Origin of the sequence: Myceligenerans pegani, assembly GCF_014892515.1 — a bacterium.
GTDB classification, from domain to species: Bacteria; Actinomycetota; Actinomycetes; order Actinomycetales; family Cellulomonadaceae; genus Myceligenerans; species Myceligenerans pegani.
On the sequence record NZ_JADBGR010000105.1, the window covers coordinates 193,511 to 207,864 of the forward strand.

11 protein-coding genes are annotated in these 14,354 nt (G+C 72.3%); 9 read left to right on the plus strand and 2 right to left on the minus strand.

Features of this window, described 5'->3' with window-relative positions; all coding sequences use genetic code 11:
• Window positions 1-132: 132 nt before the first annotated feature.
• The 4 genes from IIE03_RS20105 to IIE03_RS20120 all read left to right on the plus strand — a co-directional run bounded on the left by IIE03_RS20105 (window position 133) and on the right by IIE03_RS20120 (window position 5,173).
• Window positions 133-1,443 (plus strand): hypothetical protein, encoded by a 1,311-nt coding sequence (locus IIE03_RS20105; protein WP_192864538.1) that lies wholly within the window; start codon window positions 133-135, stop codon window positions 1,441-1,443.
• A gap of 242 nt (window positions 1,444-1,685) precedes the next feature.
• Window positions 1,686-3,314, plus strand: coding sequence for a hypothetical protein (locus IIE03_RS20110; RefSeq protein WP_192864539.1), 1,629 nt, complete (start codon window positions 1,686-1,688; stop codon window positions 3,312-3,314).
• Window positions 3,315-3,416: 102 nt separating this feature from the next.
• Complete coding sequence (locus tag IIE03_RS20115) at window positions 3,417-4,235, plus strand: DUF5926 family protein (protein WP_192864540.1); 819 nt, start codon at window positions 3,417-3,419, stop codon at window positions 4,233-4,235.
• A gap of 140 nt (window positions 4,236-4,375) precedes the next feature.
• A complete protein-coding gene (locus IIE03_RS20120) occupies window positions 4,376-5,173 on the plus strand; it encodes a glycosyltransferase family 2 protein (RefSeq protein ID WP_192864541.1) in 798 nt (265 codons plus the stop codon).
• 54 nt (window positions 5,174-5,227) lie between these two features.
• Here the strand turns inward: IIE03_RS20120 and serS are convergent, their stop codons facing one another.
• A complete protein-coding gene (serS, locus tag IIE03_RS20125; RefSeq protein WP_192864542.1) occupies window positions 5,228-6,502 on the minus strand; it encodes a serine--tRNA ligase in 1,275 nt (424 codons plus the stop codon).
• 51 nt (window positions 6,503-6,553) lie between these two features.
• Between serS and IIE03_RS20130 the strand changes: the two genes are divergently transcribed.
• The 4 genes from IIE03_RS20130 (at window position 6,554) to IIE03_RS20145 (ending at window position 11,831) form a co-directional block, all read left to right on the plus strand.
• Entirely contained in the window at window positions 6,554-7,666 is a 1,113-nt protein-coding gene (locus tag IIE03_RS20130; RefSeq protein WP_192864543.1) for a diacylglycerol/lipid kinase family protein, read from the plus strand.
• 74 nt (window positions 7,667-7,740) lie between these two features.
• A complete protein-coding gene (locus tag IIE03_RS20135) occupies window positions 7,741-9,978 on the plus strand; it encodes a hypothetical protein (RefSeq protein ID WP_192864544.1) in 2,238 nt (745 codons plus the stop codon).
• Window positions 9,975-10,823, plus strand: coding sequence for an HAD family hydrolase (locus tag IIE03_RS20140; protein WP_318843095.1), 849 nt, complete (start codon window positions 9,975-9,977; stop codon window positions 10,821-10,823). Before IIE03_RS20135 ends, IIE03_RS20140 begins: the two co-directional genes overlap by 4 nt.
• Window positions 10,824-10,991: 168 nt before the next feature.
• Window positions 10,992-11,831 carry an HAD family hydrolase gene (locus IIE03_RS20145; protein ID WP_318843096.1) on the plus strand — a complete coding sequence of 280 codons (840 nt, stop codon included), beginning with the start codon at window positions 10,992-10,994 and terminating at the stop codon, window positions 11,829-11,831.
• A gap of 25 nt (window positions 11,832-11,856) precedes the next feature.
• Here the strand turns inward: IIE03_RS20145 and map are convergent, their stop codons facing one another.
• Window positions 11,857-12,636, minus strand: a complete 780-nt coding sequence (gene map, locus IIE03_RS20150) for a type I methionyl aminopeptidase (protein ID WP_192864546.1) — start codon at window positions 12,634-12,636, stop codon at window positions 11,857-11,859.
• A gap of 308 nt (window positions 12,637-12,944) precedes the next feature.
• Here map and IIE03_RS20155 point away from each other — a divergent pair, with 308 nt between their 5' ends.
• Complete coding sequence (locus IIE03_RS20155; protein ID WP_192864547.1) at window positions 12,945-14,336, plus strand: ABC transporter substrate-binding protein; 1,392 nt, start codon at window positions 12,945-12,947, stop codon at window positions 14,334-14,336.
• The last annotated feature ends 18 nt before the right edge of the window (window positions 14,337-14,354 follow it).

Below are 14,354 nucleotides of genomic sequence, written 5' to 3' on the forward strand. Positions count from 1 at the left end.
CGCGTTGATGTCGTTTGGTGAACTCGCCGCCCGAGAGGGGGACTTTTTTCACCTCCTCTCCGCCGCTAACTTCGGCGGCACGCAAGGGGAATTTCGAATTCGCGCAACGCGCCTGAGCATGGGGGTAGCTCCTTGAAGCACGCAGCACCGAAGAAGAAGACCGGCGTCTCGCGCACCGTCGCGACCGTCGCCATCGCGACCGCCGCAGCCGGTGCGGCCACCCCGGCGATCGCCGCCGAACTGCCTCAGCCGGACGTCGACCTCGGCGACCTCCCCACCACCGACCTCGTCCCGCTGCCCGACCACGACGAGCTCGTCTCCAACCTCCCGGCGGCCGAGCTGCCGGTCGGAGAACTGCCCGTCGGGGAGCTGCCGGCCGCCGAGCTGCCGGGCGCCGACCTCGCCTCCGTCGGTGTGCCGGGTGTCGCCGATGTCGCGGACCTCGGCAAGGCCGGGGCTGTCGCCAACAAGGCCGGCGCCGCCGTCAACAAGGCGGAGGCGGCCACCCACCAGGTCGAGGCGGTCGCCGGGAAGGCCATGCCCGCGGTGATCGCTCCGGCCTCCTACCTGGCCCCGAACTACTCGCTGCCGGAGTTCTCGGGCGAGGACGTGACCGAGACCGTCGGTTCGGCCGCGGACACGGCCCTCGGCACCGCCGGTACGGCCGGGCCGGGTGCCGTCGCGGCGGTGCCGGCCGTGCTCGCCGAGGGCACGACGCCCGCGGCGAACATCGTGTCGAACATCCCGGGTGCCACGTCCGGCGTGTCGCGCCTCGCCGCAAGCCTGCTGCGCGGCCTGCCGGCGACCGTCGCCCCGGCGACGGGCGCCGCCGCGGGCGTGGTGTCCACGGCGCTGAACGGTGTCGTGCCCGGCGTGGCCGGTCCGGTCACCGACGAGGTCGTGCCGAACACGGTGAGCGCCGTGACCGACGAGGTCGTGCCCGCCGCCACCGGCCCGGTGACCGACGAGGTCGTTCCGGGCACGGTCGGCCACGTCAAGGGCGACATCGCTCCGGGTGCGCTGGCCGCGGCCGACAGCCTCAAGAGCACCGCCGAGAACACCGCGAAGGGTGCTCCGGGTGCCGCCACCGACGCCGTGGACCCGGCCGTCAAGGGCACGGTGGGCGAGGTCGACGGCCTCGGCGTCGTCGGCGGTGTCACCGGCATCGTCACGGACGTGACCGGCACGGGGGACGTCGTGGACGGCGTGACCGAGAAGGTCGACGGCGTGACGGGCACGGTCGACGGCCTGACCGGCGGCGTCGACGGCGTGACCGGCACGGTCCAGGGCGTGACCGGCAAGGTCGCCGGCGTCACCGGCGCCGTCACCGAGACGGCCGGCGCGGGTGACGTGGTGGACGGCGTGACCGAGAAGGTCGACGGCGTGACCGGCACGGCCGGCCTGGACGGCGTGCTGGGCACGGCCACCGGCCTGCTCCAGTGACACGCTGAGCACCACGGCCCGGCCCTGCGCCAGCGGGGCCGGGCCGCTGTGTTCGAGGCGGTAACTTCCCTGCATGCGTCGCATTTCGGCGTTCACGTGCCTGACTTGACCCCTCGTTACACCATCGTTATGGTGCGCCGCATAGATCGCCCGTTCCGGGGTATAACAAGCCATCCCGGAGCGGTACCGTCCTGAAGGACGCACCGCAGGACGCACGGACCGTCTCCCAGGGGATGCAGCTGATGAAGCAGGCAACGAAGTCGACTCGCAAGAACGCGGCCACGAAGCAGGTCAGGCGCGTCGTCGCGACCATCGCGCTGGCGACGGCCGCCGGTACCGCGGCGACGCCCGCCTTCGCGGCCGAGAGCGAGAACGACCGCGGCGGCGAGGGCATCGGCCGTGCGTTCGGGTCCGACCGTCCTGGTGCCAAGTTCGGTGGTGCCGAGCGCGGCGTCGAGGTCAAGGACGACGGCACGGTCGAGGTGAAGCGCGGCGGGGTACTGAGCGGCGTCGAGGACCTCGTGGCGCGGGTCGTCGGCGGAGCCGGTTCCGTGGTCGAGAAGGCCACGAAGGACACGAAGGACGTCGTCGAGGATGTCGTCGACGAGCCGGCCGATGTCGTGGAGGATGTCGTCGACGAGCCGACCCGTGTCGTGGAGAAGGCGACCGAGGTCGTCGGCGGGGCCACCGACCCGGTCGAGGACGTCGTGGAGGGCGTGACCGGCGAGGCGCCGGACGGTGAGCAGGAGCGGCCGGAGAAGGCCGCGGAAGGCGACGCGACGGCGGACTCCGAGGACGAGGGGCGCGGTTCCGGCAAGGAGGCTGGCGGCCAGCGCGACGGCGCCGGGAAGGTTGGCTCCGACGACAAGAAGTCCGAGGGCGAGTCGGACGCGGGTGTCGACTACTTCGCGTCGGCCGACATCGACTACAGCGCCGACGCCGAGGACCGGGCGCCCGAGGCTCCGGTCGCCGGGCCGGCCGACGACATCCCGGTGAGCGGTGAGCTGCTCGCCTTCGAGGCGACCGCGAAGGCGCTCGGGTTCGGTCCGGACGCGCTGTTCGGCGACAAGCACCAGGCAGACGGCGACCAGCGGTTCGACGACCACCGGCAGTCCGGCGACTACGAGCCGCGCCACATGAAGTCGCCGTCGGCGTCACGGGGTGGCGAACGGAGCGCGCTCGACACGCACCAGGGCATGGAAGGGTCCGTCTCCCTCTCCTCGGACCTGCTGGCCGGCATCGGCGTCGGCAACGTCGACCTCAAGCTGCTGGCCTCCGACGAGGGCGTCGACGTCCGCGTCGGCGCGGGTGACGTCAAGGCGGAGGTCAAGGCCGAACGGAAGGGCCTCGCGGTCGAGGCCGAGGTCCAGGACGTCGCCGACGTCGAGGTCGGCGCGAACGCCCAGGGCGTGGAGGCGTCGGCCGACGCCGCCGGCGTGGCGAAGGTGGCCGCGGGCGTCGCGGCAACGGGCGACACCGCCGATGACACGGACGCCACGCCCGACGCCGCCGCGAGCGGTGTGGAGCAGGACGTGTCGGGGTTCGCCGACCGGGGGGCGCGGCCGCTCCAGGGCGGCGCGCACGGCCATCCGGGGCAGGAGCCCCGCGGCGCGATCGCCCCGGCGGGCGCCGAGTTCCTCTCGTACCAGCCGACGACGGTCGACCGCGTGGCCGAGGAGGCGGACGCGGCCACCAGGGAGGCCACGATCGACGCCCCGCTGCGGGTGGCGACGACCGGCACCGAGGCGGCTGCGCTGACGGGGCTGGCCGGCGCGCTGGTCGTGGGAGGTGCGGGTGCGCTCCTCGTGGCCAACCGCTCGGGCCGGAACGGCGAGGCGGCGCCCGTGCGGGTGCCGAACAGCACTTCCTGACCCCCACGAGCTCTGTGCGCTGCGAAAAGCTGTCATCGCGCAGCCACTGTTGCATATCGGTACCAGATGTGACGGGCGCTCCGCACGGATAGACTCGCCTGCATGGCTCAGAACGACTTCGTGCTCCGCCCCTTCGAAGGGCTTCCCGGCGAACCTGACTGGGTCGCGTTCCGCGAGGCGGTGCCGTCGGCGACGGGGACGGCGCGCACCACCGCGGAGTACGGCTCGCGTGACGTCACGGTCGTCACCAACCTCCCGGCGGGCTGGGTCGCGTTGCACCGGGCCGATGGCGCGATCCTGCTCGCGGTGCAGGGCATCGTCGGCTCCGGCGACGTCAGCCGGGACCTCGCCGCCGCTCTGCTGACCGCGCTCGATGCCGAGCCGGGCACGCCCGTCGAGCCGGCGGGCGTGCCCGCCCCGGACGCGCCGCGTCTGCAGGACGTGCTCGACATGGCGGTGCCGTTCGAGGTCACCGTGCACGAAGGCTTCGACTACTGGCTGGCCCCGGACGCCGAGGCCACTCCCGATGTCCAGGCGTCGCTGGAGGAGGCGTCGGCGAGCGCGATCCCGACGGTGAAGCTCGACGGGGTCGAGGCTGCCTACTGGTGCCGGATGACCCGTGAGTTCGTGCGCTGGGCGCGTCCCGAGCCCGAGGACGAGGTCATCGATGCGCTTTCCCGCCTGCACGCCAAGCGCGAGTCAGGACTCGCCGGTGGGCGCTTCGTCGGTGCGTTCCGTGCGTCGGGGCTGATCGTGCCCGTCTGGGAACTGCCGCGGGGCACGGAGGCGCAGGACGTGGCCGAGCCGATCGCGGAGCTCTCGGAGCGGCTCACGAAAGCCCTTGCCACGGAAGGGCCGCTGGATGCGAACGAGCGACGTGCGAGAGCGGGTATCGTCTCGCGGCAGGTCACATTGCGGTGAGAAGCGCGACGCTCAATATCACCGGGTGTTCACGGTAATTCCGCAACTCGTGGAGTAGGATCCCGAGGGTAAACCTTTGCACTCTGTTGTGCGGGGCTTGCCCCGATTTCACGCAGACCAACGCTCTAGGCAGGACAGGTGTGAACGCTCTTCCGGTCGCGAAGACACGGCGTCCAGGCAGCACACGACAAGGGAAGAACGTCCAGCGGGTCGCCGTGATCATTCCCGCCAAGGACGAGGCCGAGCGCATCGCGTCGACGGTGCGTTCGGCCCGCGCCATCCCGCACGTCGATCTCGTGCTCGTGGTAGACGACGGGTCCGACGACGACACGTCGAACGTGGCCCGCGGCGCGGGCGCCGTCGTCGTGCGGCATTCGCACAACCGGGGCAAGGCCGCTGCGATGGAGACCGGTGCCGCCGTCGTGGCGATGCGTGACGCCGACGGGCGCCCGCCGCGCCTCCTGCTGTTCATCGACGGCGACCTGGGCGACACGGCCGTCAACACCGCCCCGCTCGTGCGTCCGGTGCTGGAGGGCGTGGCCGACGTCGCGATCGCCCTCCTGCCCAAGCAGCCCGGGGCCGGTGGGCGTGGGATCGTCGTGGGAACCGCCCGGAAGGCGATCCAGGCGATGACGGGGTGGAGCCCCAAGCAGCCGCTGTCGGGCATGCGGTGCATCACGCGTGAGGCGTTCGAGGCCGCCACGCCCCTGGCCAAGGGCTGGGGCGTGGAGACGGGGATGACGATCGACCTGCTGCGCGGCGGCTACGTCGCCGTGGAGGTGCCGTGCGATCTCCGGCACCGCGCGTCCGCCAACGATCTCAAGGGCCAGATGCACCGCGCCGCCCAGTACCGCGACGTGCTCGTGGCGATCAACTTCCGCAAGGTGCGGGGCGCCATGGACTCGGTCCGTCACACCACGAACCAGGTCCGGCACTGATACCGGTCCGAACCGATCCCCGGCCGGGCACGCTCCCGCACGCCCCGGCTCCCCTCAGCTCTTGACCGGCTCGAGGATCTCCGCGCCGCCCAGGTAGGGCCGCAGCGCCTCGGGAACGCGCACCGAGCCGTCCTCCCGCTGGTGGTTCTCCAGGATCGCCACGATCCACCGCGTCGTCCCCAGCGTGCCGTTCAGGGTGGCCACCGTGCGCGTCGTGCCGTCCTCGGTGCGCTCCCGCACACCCAGCCGACGCGCCTGGAACGTGGTGCAGTTCGACGTCGACGTCAGCTCCAGGTAGCGCTCCTGGGTGGGCAGCCACGCCTCGCAGTCGAACTTGCGGGCCGCGCTCGAGCCCAGGTCGCCCGCGGCCGTGTCGATCACCCGGTACGGCAGCTCGACCTTGGCCAGCATGGCCTCTTCCCAGGCCAGCAGGCGCTCGTGCTCGGCCGCCGCGTCCTCCGGGCGGCAGTAGCTGAACATCTCGACCTTGTGGAACTGGTGCACGCGGATGATGCCGCGCACGTCCTTGCCGTGCGATCCGGCCTCGCGGCGGTAGCAGGCGCTCCAGCCGGCGTACCGCAGCGGACCGTCCGCCAGGTCGACGATCTCGTCGGCGTGGTAACCCGCGAGAGCCACCTCCGAGGTGCCGACCAGGTACAGGTCGTCCTTCTCGAGGCGGTAGATCTCGTCGGCATGCTTGCCGAGGAACCCGGTGCCGCGCATGGTCTCCGGCTTCACCAGCGTCGGCGTGATGACCGGCGTGAAGCCCTCGGCGACGGCCTGGTCCATCGCCATGTTGAGCAGCGCCAGCTCGAGCCGCGCGCCGACCCCGGTCAGGTAGTAGAACCGCGAGCCCGACACCTTCGCGCCACGCTGGGTGTCGATCGCGCCGAGGCCCTCGCCCAGGTCGAGGTGGTCGCGCGGCGCGAAGCCCTCGGCGGCGAAGTCGCGCGGCGTGCCCTCGGTGCGGAGCACCACGAAGTCCTCCTCGCCGCCGGCCGGAGCGCCCTCTGCGATGTTCGGGATCTCCCAGAGGATGCCGTCGAGGCGCTCCTGCGCGGCGTTCGCCGTGGCCTGGTGATCTTTGACCTCCTGCGCGAGCCGCTTGGTGCGGGCCAGCAGCTCCACCTTCTCGTCGCCCGAAGCCCTCGCGACCTCCTTGCCCAGCGCCTTCTGCTCGGCGCGCAGGGCCTCGAACGTCGTCAGGGACGACCGCCGCGTGGCGTCGGCCTCCAGGGCCGCGTCGACGAGGGCGGGGTCGTCGCCGCGGGCCGTCTGGCTCGCGCGCACGACGTCGGGGTTCTCGCGCAGCTGCTTCAGATCGATCACGCGCCCAGCCTACTGGCGTGGGCCCCGAGAGCTCCCGGGGATAATCACCCCATGGAGTGGCAGGTGTGGCTCGGAGTCGCGGCGATCGTGATCGCCCTGACCGCGCTGGGGGTCGCGCTGCGGATCTACGCGCGTGTCGCGACGATGCGCCGCCGTCTCGGGCCGGTCGTGCCGCAGGCGCTCGCCGGCCAGGGGCCGCGCCGGATCGCCGTCGTCGTCAACCCCTCCAAGGCCGGCACCGTCGGCCTGCGGAACCGGGTGCGGGCGGCGTGCGTGGAGCGCGGCCTGCCGCCGCCCGTCTTCTACGAGACCACGGTCGAGGACCCGGGCCAGGGCCACGCCCGCCGGGCCGTCGAGGAGGGGGCCGACGTCGTCGTCGCCGCGGGGGGCGACGGCACCGTGCGGGCGGTCGCCGAGGCTCTCGTCGGCGGCGAGGTGCCGATGGGCGTGATCCCCGTCGGCACGGGCAACCTGCTGGCCCGCAACCTCGAGGTCTCGGTCACGGACGCGGAGCGGGCGATCGCCGTCGTGCTCGACGGCCGGACCCGCGCGATCGACGTCGGCTGGCTGCGCGTGGAGGAGTTCGCGCCCGACGACGACCCGACCGACCCTGCCGAGCCTCCGCACGACACCACGATCGAGCACATCTTCCTCGTCATCGCCGGCCTCGGGTTCGACGCCGCGATGGTGGCCGGCGCCGATCCCGCGCTGAAGAAGCGGGTCGGCTGGATGGCGTACTTCGTCGCCGGCCTGCCCCACCTGCGAGCGCGCCGTCTCCGGGCCCGGATCTGGCTGGACGACGAACCTCCCGCCGACGCCCGCCTGCGCAGCATCATGATCGGCAACTGCGGGATGCTGCCCGGCGGCATCACGCTGCTGCCGGACGCCGTCCTGGACGACGGCGTGCTCGACGTCGCCGCCGCCGACGTGCGCGGCGGGGTGCTCGGCTGGGCCCAGCTCACCGTGGAGGTCGCGATGCAGGGCTTCGGGGTGCGGTCCGACCTGCCGGAGAAACTGGGCCGGATCGACCATGCCACCTGCCGGCGGGCACGGGTCCGGGTGAGCGGTGGCGACGAGGTGCAGGTCGACGGCGACCCGCTCGGCCGCGCGGTCCAGATCTCGGCGCGTGTCGAACCCGCCGCGCTCCAGGTGCGGGCGCCGTGAACCGTGGCCGTGCCCGGGGCGGACCAGTCCTCGTCCAGAGGCCGCGCCACCCGCACGACCTCTAAGCTGACGCGATGATCCGACGACCGGCCGCCGCGGCGGTGATGCTCGTGGCTCTGGCCGCGATCCTCGTGGTGCCCGGGGCCTCCGGGTTCGGCGCGGCGGGCGGGAGCGTGACGGGCGTCGGCTCGAAGGACCGAGCGGTCCCGGAGGGGCCGGTCGTCCTCGTCGGGACGACGGGGGTCCGATGGGCGGACCTGAAGGCCCCGGTGGACGGCGTCGGGCAGGAACTCGTCGGCGGCGAGCCCAGCGCGCCGCCACCCGCCCCCTACCTGGCCGGCCTGCTCGAGGAGGACGGGCTCGCCGCACATCTCGGGGCGGACGCGGCGGGGCTCGCGCTCACCACGGGCGCGGCGGCGCGTTGCCCGGTCGGGGGCTGGCTGGCGCTGTCGGCCGGCGGCCTCGCGGAGTCCGCCGCGTCCTCGCACGCCGACTGCGAGGAACCCGCGGTCCGGCCCGCGTACGGTCCGGGCGCGGAGGCCGTCGTCGCCGGCTGGGCCGACTGGCAGGCGATGCAGCGCGGGTCCGCCTACGGCGCGCGGCTCGGCAGCCTCGGCGACGCCCTGGAGGGCGGGTGCGTGACGGCGGTCGGGGCGGGCGCGGCCGTCGCCGTGGCCCGGGGGGACGGCTCGGTCGACCGATACGTGGACGACGTCGGTCCGGACGCGTTCGACTGCCCGCTCACCGTGGTCGACGCCGGCAGCGTTCTCCTCACGCCCGGCGAGCTGGAGCGGGCCGACGCCGAGGAACTGCGTGCCGAGCGGGTCGCCGCGGTCGATGCCACGGTCCGGCGGGTGCTGGAGCGGGTTCCGGAGAATGCGACCGTCGTCGTCGCGGACCTGGCGAACCAGCGCGGCGAGGAGCCGGAGCTCGGGATCGGGCTGGTCCTGCGACCCACCGGGCCGGGCGATCCCGGGCCGCGCTATCTCACGTCGTCGGCCACCCGGACGACGGGGGTGGCGCGGGCGAGCGACCTGCCCGCGACGCTGCTCGCCGCGGCCGGGTCGGCGCCGAGCGGCGCCATCGAGGACACACCCCTGGTCGGGAGCGCCGACCGGCCCGCGGCCGGCGCGGAGACGATCGACGCCCTCGCGGACCTCACCGAGCGTGACCACGGACGCCGGGCCGCGTACACGGTGCTGGTGACGGGCGGGTTCTGGGTCGCGCTCGCGCTCGCGGCGGCGTGCTGGTGGGTGAGTGCGCGCGGGCGGGCGACGAGCCGGGCGCGGGCCGTCGCCGTCGGCGCCGCCCTGTTCCTGGCCGCCGTGCCCGTGGCGGGCTTCCTCGCGTCGCTGACGGGATGGTGGCGGTTTCCCCTGCCCGGCCCCGCGCTGGGCGGCGCCGTGGTCGCGATCGCCGGGCTGCTCGCGGGCCTCGCCGCGCTCGTCCCGTCACGGCGGCCGTGGGTTCGGCCCGGGTTCCTCGCCGGGGTGACGTTCGCCGTGCTCACGGCCGACGGGCTGGCGTCCACGGTGCTCAACCGCGCCGCGCCGCTGGGCGCGGCGCCCACCTACGGGGCACGCTTCTACGGTTTCGGGAACCCGACGTTCTGCGTGTATGCGGTGACCGCGGTCGTCTTCGCCGCGGCCCTGGCGCAGTGGCTCGTGTCCCGCGGGCAACGGCGGCTCGCTGCCGTGGCCGTGGCCGGTGTCGGGATCGTGGCGATGGTCGTGGACGTGCTACCGGGCTTCGGCGCGGACCTCGGGGGCGGACCGGCGCTCGTGCCGGCCTTCGCCGTGCTCGGCATCGCGGCCTACGGCGGACAGCTCCGGGCTCGGCGGATCGTCGCGACCACGGTGGCCGGGGCCGTGCTGGTCGCGGCGATCGGCGTCGCGGACTGGCTGCGGCCGGCCGCCCAGCGGTCGCACCTGGGCAGGTTCGTGGCCGACGTGATCGAGGGCGAGGCGTGGTCGGTCCTCGCGCGCAAGGCCGCCTACGCCGCGCGGTCCGTGCTGGCGGGGCCCTCGGTGTGGGTGACGGTGCTCCTGCTTCTGGCGGTGGCTCTGGTCGTGTTCACGCCCGTGCTCGGGCGGAAGCTGGAACCGTCGTGGTCCGTCGCGGCCCGTGAGTCCTGGCCGCTGCTCCGCCCCGCGGTGGTCGCGGTCTGGCTCCTGGCGGTGATCGGGTCGCTCATCAACGACTTCGGCCTGCGCATCGGCATGATCTGCCTGCTCGTCGTGGTTCCCCTGGTGACACTCGCCGTGCTCGGCGTGGGCAACGGGAAGTCGGGAGCCGTACAGTGCAGAACGTGACTACTCCGGATCTCGAGGCCACTGCGACACCTCCGGCCGGCACGGGTGCCTGGCTGGTGGCCCTGGACATCGACGGGACGCTCGTCACCTACGACGAGGAGCTCTCGGACGCGGCGCGCGACGCCGTCACGGCCGTCCGCGCCGCGGGGCATCACGTGGTCCTGGCGTCCGGCCGGTCGCTGATCGCGATGACACCGCTGGCCGCGGAGCTGAAGATCGACGAGGGCTGGATCGTCGCCTCCAACGGCGCCGTCGTCGCCCGGCTGGACCCGAATGCACCGGAGGGCTACGAGCTCGTGCACGTCGAGACGTTCGACCCCGGTCCGGCACTCCGGCTCCTGCGCCAGGAACTGCCCCATGCCCGCTACGCGGTGGAGGACGTCGGCATCGGCTTCCGGCTGACCGAGCACTTCCCCGACGGGGAACTGCAGGGCCAGCACGAGATCGTGGACTTCGAGGAGCTGTGGTCGGCGGACGTGACCCGTGTCGTCGTGCGTGCGCCGGGCAGTTCGAGCGACGAGTTCCACCGGCTGGCCGAGGCGGTCGGGCTCGAGGACGTCACGTACGCGGTCGGCTGGTCGGCGTGGATGGACATCGCGCCGATGGGGGTCACGAAGGCGTCCGGCCTGGAGCGGGTGCGCCAGGAACTCGGCGTGCCGGAGGAACGCACCGTGGCGGTGGGCGACGGCGCGAACGACATCGACATGCTGCGGTGGGCGGCACGCGGAGTCGCGATGGGACACGCCTCGGAACGGGTTCGTGACGCGGCCGACGAGATAACCGACGGAATCGAGGAGGACGGTGTGGTTCCAGTACTGCGTTCACTCTTGGACGGGCGTCCTTGAAGTGAACGGTATTCCCGCTTTCGCCTGAATCACGGATGCGCCTATGTGCAGTCGCATCAATCCGGTACCTTGTGACCAGTCTCACTGGTGGGTGAGATTTCTCGTGCGACGCTGGAGGTCTGCGGCATGCCACTGGAGCCACTGTCCGCCACGCGGTCTACCCGTGCCGTGACGACAGGTACCGCGACCACCCGCACCGCGACCACTCGCGCCGCTGTCGGACCTCTCGCGGAGCCGGCGCTCGTCGCCCTCGACATCGACGGAACGATCGCCACCTCGGGGACGCTCGAGATCACCGAACCCGTGCGCGAGGCCGTGGCCCGTGTGCGGGCCGCCGGGCACCACGTCGTCCTCGCCTCCGGGCGCTCCCTCGTCGGCATCCTGCCGATCGCGGACCAGCTCGGGATCCAGACCGGCTGGGTGGTGGCCTCCAACGGCGCCGTCACCGCGCGGCTGACCCTGGGCGCCGCGGGCGGCTACACGCTCGAAGACGTGCGGACCTTCGACCCCGAGCCCGTGCTGCAGCGCGCGCTGGCCCTCGTGCCGGAGGTCAACCTGGCGGTCGAGGAGATCGGCTGGGGCTATCGCGTGCTCGACCGCTTCGCGCAAGGGACGGTGAACGGTCAGCAGGAGATGGTGCCGCTCGCCGACCTGTGGTCGGTCCCCGTGACACGCGCGATCGTCAAGGGCCCCGACGTGGTGGAGCGACTGCTCGAGCCGCTGCGGTCCCTCGACGTCACGGCGGTGCCCACCGCCCCCGACTGGATCGACGTCACGCCCACCCGCCTCAGCAAGGCGACGTCGCTGGAGATCATCCGCCGTACGCTGCGTGTCGCGGAGCACCGCACGATCGCGGTCGGCGACGGCGTGAACGACCTCGAGATGATGGCGTGGGCCTCGCGAAGCGTCGCGATGGGGCACTCCCCGGACAAGGTCAAGGCCGGCGCGGACGAGGTCACCGGAACCCTGGACGACGACGGCCTGGTTCCGGTGCTGCTGTCCGTGTGACGTACGTCAGTTCCGGGAGTGACTGCTAGTCGCGCGCGGTGAGGACGATCGGGCCGTCCCCTGTGATCGCGATCGTGTGCTCGCTGTGGGCGCCGCGGGAGCCGTCCTTCGAGCGCAGGGTCCAGCCGTCGGGGTCCGTCCAGATCTCGTCGGTGGTCTCCAGGAACCACGGCTCGACCGCGATGACCAGGCCCGGCTTCAGCGGGAAACCGCGCCCGGCGCGCCCGTCGTTCGGCACGTGCGGGTCCCCGTGCATGGTGCGACCCACGCCGTGGCCGCCGAAGTCCGTGTTGATCGAGTACCCGGCGTCGTGCCCCACCTTCGCGATGGCAGCGGAGATGTCACCGATCTTGTTGCCCACGACGGCGGCGGCGATACCGGCCTCCAGGGCGATCTCGGTGGTCCGGATGAGCTTCGTGTCGGCCTCGCCACGACCCGGGGCGGGAGTGCCCACCACGAAGGAGAGCGCCGAGTCCGACACCCAGCCGTCCACCGCGACCGCGAAGTCGATCGACAGCAGATCGCCGTCGCGCAGCGCGTAGTCGTACGGGAGGCCGTGGAGGACGGCGTCGTTCACGGACGTGCAGATCACCTTGCCGAACGGCATCGCGCCGAAGGACGGGTGGTAGTCGATGTAGCAGGACTCGGCGCCACGGTCGCGGATCATCTTGTGGGCGAGCTCGTCGAGCTCGAGCAGGTTCACTCCCGGCTTCGCGGCCGCCCGGACCGTGGTGAGCACCTCGGCCACGAAACGCCCGGCGGGCCGCATCTCGTCGATCTCGCGGGGGGTCCTCAGCTCGATCATGTCCGTCCTTCTGTGGCGGCGGGATGGTTGGCAGGCGACTCACCGCGGTGGGAGACGCGCGGGGACAAGCCTACGTCGCCGACGTCGCGCGGGGCACCGAGCCGCGTCCGTCGTCCGTGCCTATGCTCGGTACGAGGAGTGGCCAGGAGATGCCGAACCGATCGCAACGGTTTCGTAATCTTGCAACAACGTTGAAATGGTTGCGTCCAGCCTCGAACCGGGGTTCCGTTGGTCTCGGGTGTCCCTGGCTATGGGCAAGGGCGTCCCTGCACGTCAGAATCGTTTACCACATGGCAGTGGAGGAACCGATGAGGATCCAGAAGTTCGGCGGCCGCCGCCGGGGCATCGCCCTGGCAGCCGGCGTCGCAAGCACCGCGCTCGTGCTCGGCGCCTGTGCCGACACAGGAGACGGATCCGGAGGCGACGGCGGCGAGGCTGCCGAGGACTTCGCGATCGACTGCGCCGCCTACGAGGAGTTCGGCGACCTCGAGGGCACGACGGTTTCCGTCTACACCACGATCGTCGAGCCCGAGGCCGAGACGCAGCAGGCGTCGTACGAGCCGTTCGAGGAATGCACCGGCGTCGAGATCGAGTACGAGGGCTCGCGTGAGATGGAGGCGCAGCTGCCCGTCCGCGTCCAGGCCGGGAACCCGCCGGACATCGCGATCCTGCCGCAGCCGGGTCTGCTGAACACGCTCGTCACCGAGTACGACGCGGTACTCCCTGCCCCGGCGTCGGTCGAGGCGAACGTGGACGAGTTCTGGGAGCCCGTGTGGAAGGAGTACGGGACGGTCGACGGCACGTTCTACGCCGCCCCGCTCGGCTCCAACGTCAAGTCGTTCGTCTGGTACTCCCCGAGCATGTTCGCCGACGCGGGCTACGAGATCCCGGAGACCTGGGACGATCTGCTCACGCTCACGGAGACCATCGCCGGGGAGACCGAAGGAGCTGCCAAGCCGTGGTGTGCAGGCGTCGAGTCGGGTGACGCCACCGGCTGGCCGGCCACGGACTGGATCGAGGACATGGTGCTGCGCAGCGCCGGCCCGGACGTCTACGACCAGTGGGTCTCCCACGAGATCGCGTTCGACGACCCGCAGATCGTCGAGGCCTTCGACATGGCGGGCGAGATCCTCAAGAACCCGGACTACGTGAACGGCGGTCTCGGCGGCGTCGACTCCATCGCCACCGCCTCGTGGACGGACGCGGGTTACCCCATCCTCGAGGGCAACTGCTGGATGCACCGCGCCGCGAACTTCTACGCGACGCAGTGGCCGGAGGGCACCGAGGTGGGGCCCGAGGGTGACGTCTACGCGTTCTACCTGCCGTCCGTGACGACCGACGAGAAGCCGGTCCTGGTGGCCGGCGAGTTCATCGCCGCGTTCGAGAGCCGCCCCGAGGTGGAGGCGTTCCAGACGTTCCTCTCGAGCCCCGACTGGGCCAACTCCAAGGCCGTGCACACGCCCGCCGGCGGCTGGGTCAGCGCGAACCTCGGGCTGGACCCGGAGAACCTCGCCACCGACTTCGACCAGCTGACGGTCGAGACGCTCCAGGACCCGGCGACGGTGTCCCGCTTCGACGGGTCCGACCTGATGCCGGCCGCCGTGGGTACCGACTCGTTCTGGTCGGGCATGACCGAGTGGTTCGCGAGCGACCGGTCGACCGAGCAGGTCACCAGCGACATCGAGCAGTCCTGGCCGTAGGACTGATCGCACCGAGGT